Source organism: Tractidigestivibacter sp. (assembly GCF_057241865.1).
In genome coordinates this window covers 19,888-27,131 of record NZ_DBHHPX010000034.1, presented here as the reverse complement: position 1 = coordinate 27,131, position 7,244 = coordinate 19,888, and the positions used below count along the sequence as shown (strand labels likewise).

General features: G+C 62.9%; 7 protein-coding genes. 4 read left to right on the top strand and 3 right to left on the bottom strand.

All coding sequences use genetic code 11. The annotated features are described in order from the left end of the window. From ACO59D_RS10330 to ACO59D_RS10320, 3 genes are all read right to left on the bottom strand, one after another. Nucleotides 1-380: hypothetical protein (locus ACO59D_RS10330; RefSeq protein WP_485126909.1), on the bottom strand; the 380-nt coding region annotated here is incomplete at its 3' end. A gap of 92 nt (nucleotides 381-472) precedes the next feature. Next, complete coding sequence (locus ACO59D_RS10325) at nucleotides 473-2,686, bottom strand: S8 family peptidase (protein WP_485126908.1); 2,214 nt, start codon at nucleotides 2,684-2,686, stop codon at nucleotides 473-475. Beyond that, nucleotides 2,679-3,728 (bottom strand): AAA family ATPase, encoded by a 1,050-nt coding sequence (locus tag ACO59D_RS10320; protein WP_485126907.1) that lies wholly within the window; start codon nucleotides 3,726-3,728, stop codon nucleotides 2,679-2,681. The genes ACO59D_RS10325 and ACO59D_RS10320 overlap by 8 nt, the downstream gene beginning before the upstream one ends. Before the next feature lie 484 nt (nucleotides 3,729-4,212). Here ACO59D_RS10320 and ACO59D_RS10315 point away from each other — a divergent pair, with 484 nt between their 5' ends. The 4 genes from ACO59D_RS10315 (at nucleotide 4,213) to ACO59D_RS10300 (ending at nucleotide 7,244) form a co-directional block, all read left to right on the top strand. Then, complete coding sequence (locus ACO59D_RS10315) at nucleotides 4,213-5,016, top strand: hypothetical protein (RefSeq protein WP_485126906.1); 804 nt, start codon at nucleotides 4,213-4,215, stop codon at nucleotides 5,014-5,016. 61 nt (nucleotides 5,017-5,077) lie between these two features. Then, a complete protein-coding gene (locus tag ACO59D_RS10310) occupies nucleotides 5,078-5,674 on the top strand; it encodes a hypothetical protein (RefSeq protein WP_485126905.1) in 597 nt (198 codons plus the stop codon). A 118-nt stretch (nucleotides 5,675-5,792) separates the two neighbouring features. Continuing rightward, nucleotides 5,793-6,356 (top strand): hypothetical protein, encoded by a 564-nt coding sequence (locus ACO59D_RS10305; protein ID WP_485126904.1) that lies wholly within the window; start codon nucleotides 5,793-5,795, stop codon nucleotides 6,354-6,356. A gap of 3 nt (nucleotides 6,357-6,359) precedes the next feature. Next, nucleotides 6,360-7,244, top strand: a complete 885-nt coding sequence (locus tag ACO59D_RS10300; RefSeq protein ID WP_485126903.1) for a hypothetical protein — start codon at nucleotides 6,360-6,362, stop codon at nucleotides 7,242-7,244.

Sequence of the window (7,244 nt, the reverse complement as noted above, 5' to 3'; positions counted from 1 at the left end):
ATGCGCGCCCGCTCCGCCGGGTCCTCCGGCAGGTCGCGGCCCCAGTCGCGCCAGTCCGTCTGCTCCGTGTGCCCCTCCGTGCCCGCCAACTCGGGCCCCCCTCCGACGTCTCCCTCCCGTCCGAGGCCACCACGGGCGGGCGAGGCGCGCTCCCAGCGCCCGGCGTACCTCGGGCTGCCCTCGCCGTGGGCGCAGTGCATCCTCGCCAGGCGGTCGGGCATCTCGCGGGCGACGAGCTCGCCGGCGTCCTCCAGCCTCAGCCACCTGGAGAGGTTGCCTGCGGTGGGGAACATCGGGAGCGTCCTCGCGGCCTTCCTCGCGGAGAGCCCGCTCCGGTGGAACTCCCAGAGGATTCCCTCCTTCTCCTCCCTGGTGTACATCACGGACTCCAATCCCGGACCTCGTGGTCCGACCGTTCGTCCGGGGTCCCGTAGCCCTATTGCCCTTATTTGCCCACAGCACATTTTGAGTCCTATTCATCGAAGTCGATGTCGACTTCGGCGGCATTGTAGATGTCCACGCTTGTCTGGACGTTGACGCGGTTCACGATCCAGCCCCTGAGCGAGCAGCGCTGGATGAAGTCGTCGATTCGGTTGACGCCGTTCATCTCCTTGAGCGTGACCACCGCGCCGAAGCGCAGGCCCCGCCCCTTCTTGTCCGGGCCGTCACCCCTCTCCGTGGTGCGGATCTTGATCCCCCACATCCCGGTCGAGTAGGCCTTCCGCTCGCGGCCGTTGTCCTTGAGCTCTTCCCCGATGTGCTTGACGTTGTCCCACTTGCGGTAGTTCTTGCGGGCGACCTCCTCGGTGGTCGTGAAGCCCTCCTCGCCCTGGCGGTTGTTGTCGAGGGGCTTGATCTTGCCCTTGTCGTCTATGCGGCCGAAGTGGAGGTCCATCTCCGTGCTGGTGTAGTCGACCCCCTGCCGTCTGTCGCACTGGGGGAAGTAGCAGAGCGTGGCCCGGGCGACGTAGGGGTGCTTGCCCTTGGCGATGGGCACGGGGATGCCGTAGTTGTAGGTCTCGTATCCCTCCGAGGTGCCCGAGAGCGTGAACTTGATCTCGTCGTCGTGGGACTGCACCACGTCCTCGACGCGGACGGGGACCTGGCCGTAGCCGCGCCACATGTCCCCCTCGTAATCCCAGCCTGCAGCCGAGTCGATGATGAGCGCCTTGGCGACCTCGCGCGTGAGCCCCATGACCTGCATGAGGTAGGCCATCTTGCGGGAGATCCAGGGCGCCGCGAAGGACGTCCCTGTAAAGAGGTACCGGCCTGTTCCCGTGCAGACGGGCATCCCCCTGTCCGAGTCGCCCCCCGCCGCGCAGACGTCAGGCTTCTTGAAGAAGTCGAGCACGGGCCCCCGACGAGAGTAGCTTGCCGTCTCGCCGGCGAAGGTCGTGGCGTTCACCACGAGCGAGTTGATGGAGTCGGCAGGGGCCCCGATCTTCACCTGCCTGAGCGCGGTCTGGTTGGTCCCGCAGACCACGAACACGATGTCGTCGAACCTGGCCTGGAGCTCGTCGAGGATGGCTGCCTCGGGCGACATGAAGTTGCGGGCGATCTCCCTTATGGAGCCCTGCGAGATGTTCCAAACCTTGATGTCGCGGTTCTGCTCCACGATCTCCTTCACGTTGCGCATGAAGGCGAAGGAGCTCGACCTCTTGCCCGTGGCGACGCCGAAGTGGCGCACGCGGAACCTGCCGCACCCGTCGTCCAGCTCCGGGACGATGCTCGGACCATCGACGATCAGCGAGGCGACCGCCGTGCCGTGCCTCTTGTCGCTCTCGTCGAACTCTATCTCCGGGAGCGTGAGGTCGTACGCCTCAACCCACCTCTTGAAGTAGACCCTATCGTCGAAGGGTGTGTCGAGTACGCCGATGACAGGCTCGCTCCCCGGTGCGGGGATGCTCGCGATCCCCTCCGTCTCCACCCCAAAGTCATCGGGGGTCAGGGTCGATATGTCTGAGACCGCCATGGAGACGAGGAAGGGGTACCGCGCGACGAGCCCGGCGTACTCTTCCGGGTCGAGCCTCACCGCGTTGCCGAGCACGCGGTCGGGGGGCAGCACGAATCCGAGGTCGGCCAGGAACGAGCGCACGTCCTTATAGCCCGTGTCGTAGACGCTCACGATGGCCCAGCCGTCAATCGCTCCCGGCGCGGAGCTGATGTAGAACCTCATCGCGTAATGCGCGTCACGGATCGCCTGGGCGAAGGCGCTCTTGGTGAGGTCGCTCTTCTCCCTGAGACCTCCCGCGTTAACTCGCTTGAGGTCGGCATCGTCTATCGCCCCGCCGTACCGCCTGTCCACTATGGACGCGCACGTGTCCAGCAGGGCAATTGACTCGTCGATGATCACCATGGGGACGCAATGGGTTATCTCGTGGTGAGTCTTGTCTCCCTCGCCTTCGAAGCGGGCACCGACGATGGAGTCGCTCGCCTTGCTGCTCGTGCCTCCGAGGATGCGCCGGATGCGGTTGCTCTTCGCCACCACGGTGCGGTACACCACGGTTACGAGTGGATCGAACGGGACGTCGTTCTCGGTCCAATACCTCTTAATCCCTCGCAGGTTGTCCGCCAGTTCGCGCAGGTGCTCGGCGGTGACGTGCTGGCCCCTGGGCAGCTCGGGCGCGCCGGGGGCGTTGGCCTTTCCATACTGGAACTGTCCCTTGAGCTGGAGAAGATCATTCATCGCCGGCCTCCTTCAGCTCGCGGGAGATCGTGCTCCTGGGAACACCCGAGAGCGTCTCCATCTCGCGGACCGTGAAGCCCTGCGCCTTGAGCTTAGGGAGGTCAGTGACGGAAGAGCCGGGGCATGCCTGCGCGTAGAGGCGGCGCAGGTAGTCGTGCGGGTCGTCTGGCTTGCTGAACGCGAGTGCCGACCTCAGCATGTTCTCGAGCTCGCCGGGGTACGGGATCTCCTTCATCTGCGACATGATCTTCCTGAAGAGCCGCATGTCCCGGCTCGCACCCTTGAAGCGCTGAAACAGGCCGCTCAGCAGCACCTCTGCTATGTCGAGCAGGTCCTCCCTGCTGTAGCGCCCGAAGTCGATGACCGCGTCGAAGCGCCTCACGAGCGCCTTGTCGAGCGACTTGAAGAGGTTCGTCGTGGCGATGAGCACGACCTGGTCGTTCATGTGGTCGAGCTCGCGCAGGAGCGCCGAGGTGGCCCGCCCCATCTCCCTCACGTCGTGCTGGTTCACGCGGTCGAGGGCGAGCGCGTCTATCTCGTCGAACAGGACGATGGCCTTGTCCGGACGACGCAGGGAGTTTATCTCCTGGAAGAGCCTCCCTATGTTCTTGGCCGTCTGCCCGAGCTTGCTGTCGATGACCGCGTTGAAGTCCACGCGGTAGAGGTCGCGCGCGACGATCCTGGCTATCTGGCGGGACGTCTCCGTCTTGCCCGTGCCCGGGGGCCCCTGGAAGAGGAACTTGTTCACGCCCGCGTTGTGCGCGATGGCGTTGCATATGCCGGTCACGTCGTCGGAGATCGCCTGGGGCAGGGGGAGCGGGGCCGAGGACGGCTCCACCTTCTCGAAGAAGTCGCCGCCCTCCTCCACGGCCTGCGGCACGAAGGCGTTGGCGTCGGAGATGAGGGCCATCACGTACTCGGCGAGCTGCGTGTCCCCGTGGGCATCGAAGTCGCGGGCGATCTCTGCTGCCTCGTTGCGGAACGCAGACTCGTTTCTGTCCTCGTGGTACCTGATAAGGTTGATGACGTTGCTCTTCTTCATGGCTGTCCCCATCCTAAACTTTCCTATGGACAGTATAGGACACTTACACGGCCTTTGGGACAATGATTGCATTTTACACGCGTTGATGATAGTGTCTAGCTCGTCGCAGAGCACCTTCCCAGAGTGATTGGAGGTAGACGTACAGGCTGGCTGCCGCGCGATGTCGAACTTTCCACTAGAGCGATGAAAGGAGGCGCAGTATGGCTACCGTGAAGGTACGCATCCCGAAGTTCCGGGTAACCAAGAGCGGCCGGGTCGTGAAGACTGGCACCGTCACGAAGAACGTTCACGTGCGCGTAAAGAAGAGGTAGGACCCCGAACAGCAATTCGAGGTCCTCTCGATGCGATGCGGAGGCGGGTTTTGGACGGCTTGCCTCCGCTTCGTGCAGCTAGCTACATTAGCGCAGTCGGCGGTACACGACAATCCCTCTCGCATCAACATGAGGCAGGCAACCTAAGCCACCTTTTTAGTAAGGAGGTCCATTTGAATGGGCTTAATCTAGAACAGGAAACCGCCCTCACGATCGCATGGATGAGACAAGATAGCGTTGCCGAGGACTTCTCACACCTCGGCATCACCCGTGCCTTCGTTGCCCTGAAGAACATGGGCATGATCCGACTCACCACGGATATGAACTATCAGCTTGCATTATTCCAAGGCATGCTCCCCCTTGGGGCGGCGCACTACGATCAGGCGCGCAGCGAACGGAGGCGGTTCCAGGCAGTTCGCGACGATGCTGACGAGCTCATGATGGTTCTCGCTGCCCAGGATAAGCGCAAGCATGATTCCGGGGAAAGCTCTTTCGTGCAAACCGATTGTGCGAATGCCGATGTCTATCGCGAGCTGTCCCGAGCGGGCCTCATAGATGTCAGGTGGGCGGATGACGCCCCATATTTGGTTCAGGTCACAAACAAGGGCAGGAGCTACGCGGAAGGGTGGTTTCAGGACCAGATGGATTCAAGCTCAGTGCAGATAAACGTATCCCCGACATTCCACAACGACGGCTCGGTTCATGCCGATTCGTCTTCAAGCTCCACCGCCACGACCAGTATCCACGATGTGACTCTTGGAGCAACCATTGGCTCAATCATCGACCTGAACATCAGCGACGCAGAGAAGCAGGTGGCACAAGACGCAGTCAAGGATCTTGATGCGGCTGCCAAATCAAAGGATGAGACCTCGTTCGCCGAAAAGCTTGAGAAGGTAGCCAGCATTGCGAAGAGCTCTTCAACCCTGGCTCCCATCCTTTTGTCGTTCGCCAAGACTGCCCTGGGCATGCTTCTATGACGCGACGAATTATTACGAGTCGCTGGGTTCAGTATCGAGCCTGAAGCGAAGCGACAAAGAGATGGACAAGCTAATTTCATCGATCCGCGAGGCGGTGGACAAAGACTGCATCATCCCGGCACTCTTCACGGCGCTGACCGTACCCGATGCCATGGGGCAGTGCCTTTACCCTGAGCTGAAGCACAAGAATGGCGGTAGAGACATCGGTGCACAGTATGCCGCCTGGTTCGACGAGTGGGTCAAGGGCGACTTCTTCTTCCCCGCATCTTCCATGGTCGGAGGGCAGGAAGTTCATGTCCTGAACGGAAAGATGTGCTACGACCTGAGATGCTCGCTGCTCCATTCCGGAGACTACGACGTGCCCGTGCCCACCGATGACAAGCCCGAAGAGGATGGCGGATTCACACTCTCGTACCACTTCGAGTTGCGCATGCACGCCTGCAACGGGCTCGTTGCGACTTGGGTCACCCCGTCACCCGAAGATCAAGCCCCAACAAGAGACGTTGATTTCATCGTGGACGCCGGGTCGCTCGCCCTGGCGATATGCGACGGGGCCGAACGTTGCCTTAATGAAACGAGGTTCACGTCCAAGGAGCCTTACCCGGAACTGTCCATCGTTGACCTGAAGGAGTGGAAGGAGAAGATCAGTCCCAGATGAGTGCCCAACCTCATAAATGAGACTCCACGTTGTGACGCTCGTGGAAGATGCCCGTATCGACAGGATGCGGGCATCTTCGTGTCTACGGGATGCCCGCCCGACTAGGAAGGTGGTCACGATGGAAGGTGACGCGAATGGCACGGCGGCGGAGGTCACGGAACTCGCAGGGGTCGCGAGCCAGCAGGCGCACGGCGACGAGGCCGGGACGCAGGCAGCAGGCGCGGACGCCCAGGAGGCGGCGGGGTGCCAGGTAGACGCATCCGGCGGCACGGACTACGAGAAGCAGCTCGCTGCCAAGGACGCGAAGATCGCGGAACTGGCGGCCCAGGTGGCCGAGGCGGCCAAGAGCACCAAGGCTGCCGAGGACCTGAGCGCGCAGATAGCCCAGCTCAAGCAGCAGATGGCGGACGAGCGCGTCGAGTTCGCGCTCCGCTCTGCCGGTGCCCGCTCGGTCAAGGCGGCCCGTGCCCTCCTGGAGGAGCATGACGGGGACGTGGCCGCACTCAAGGAGGCCGAGCCGTGGCTGTTCGGGGCGAACTTGCAGAACGACTTGCAGGCACACAAGACCTCCACAACCGGCGCGACCGGGCTGGAGCCCGCTGGCGTGGCCGGGGGCGGGGACGGGCGCGACCTCAAGAGGTGGGAGCGCATCGCGGGGCTTTCGCAGAAGAAGGAGAACTAGCAGATGGCCAATTCCATTGCGGCGATAAAGAACTACACGACGATCCTGGATAGGGTGTACCAGCGGGAGGCGTGCTCGACGTGCCTGAACTCGCCCGCGCGGATGGCGCGGGCCGGGCGCAACGCCAAGGAGATCATGATCCCCAAGATCAGCGTGACCGGCCTGGGCGACTACACGAGGAACGTTGGCTACAAGACCGGGGCGATCGACTTCAGCTACGAGACGAAGACGTTCGCCTACGACCGCGGGATCAAGCTGGTCGCGGACGTCATGGACGTCGAGGAGGCGGGCGTCCTGGACTGCTTCGTTGCCGCAGGCGCGGAGCTGCAGCGGACGCAGGTGGCGCCGGAGGCGGACGCCTACACGTTCGCGGAGATCGCGGGACATACGGGCGTGACGGTGACCGAGGCCGACTTCTCCACTGCCGAGGCGGTGGACGTGCTGAAGGCGCTCAGGTCCGTGACGAACGCCATGGACGAGGCGCAGGTCACCCCTGGGAGCCGCTACCTCTTCATCACGCCGACGCTCAAGGGCGTGCTGGACGACTACAGCCTTGCCAACCCGAACATGAGCAACCGGGTCCTCACCCGCTTCGCCCGCGTGGTGGAGGTGCCGCAGGTGCGCTTCTACACCAAGATCACGCTGAACTCTGGCGACTCCGACCAGTTCGGGTATGCCAAGGCGAGCGGCGGCAAGGCCATCAACTTCATGGTCGTGGACAAGGCGGCCGTGATCAAGTTCGACAAGCACGTCGCCAGCCGCGTGTTCTCGCCTGACGAGCTGGAGAACCTGGACTCCTACATGATGAAATACCGCAAGTACGGGATCGTGGAGCTCTTCGACAACAAGCTGGCGGGCGTGGCCGTTTCCGCGGCCCCGGCGGCGTAG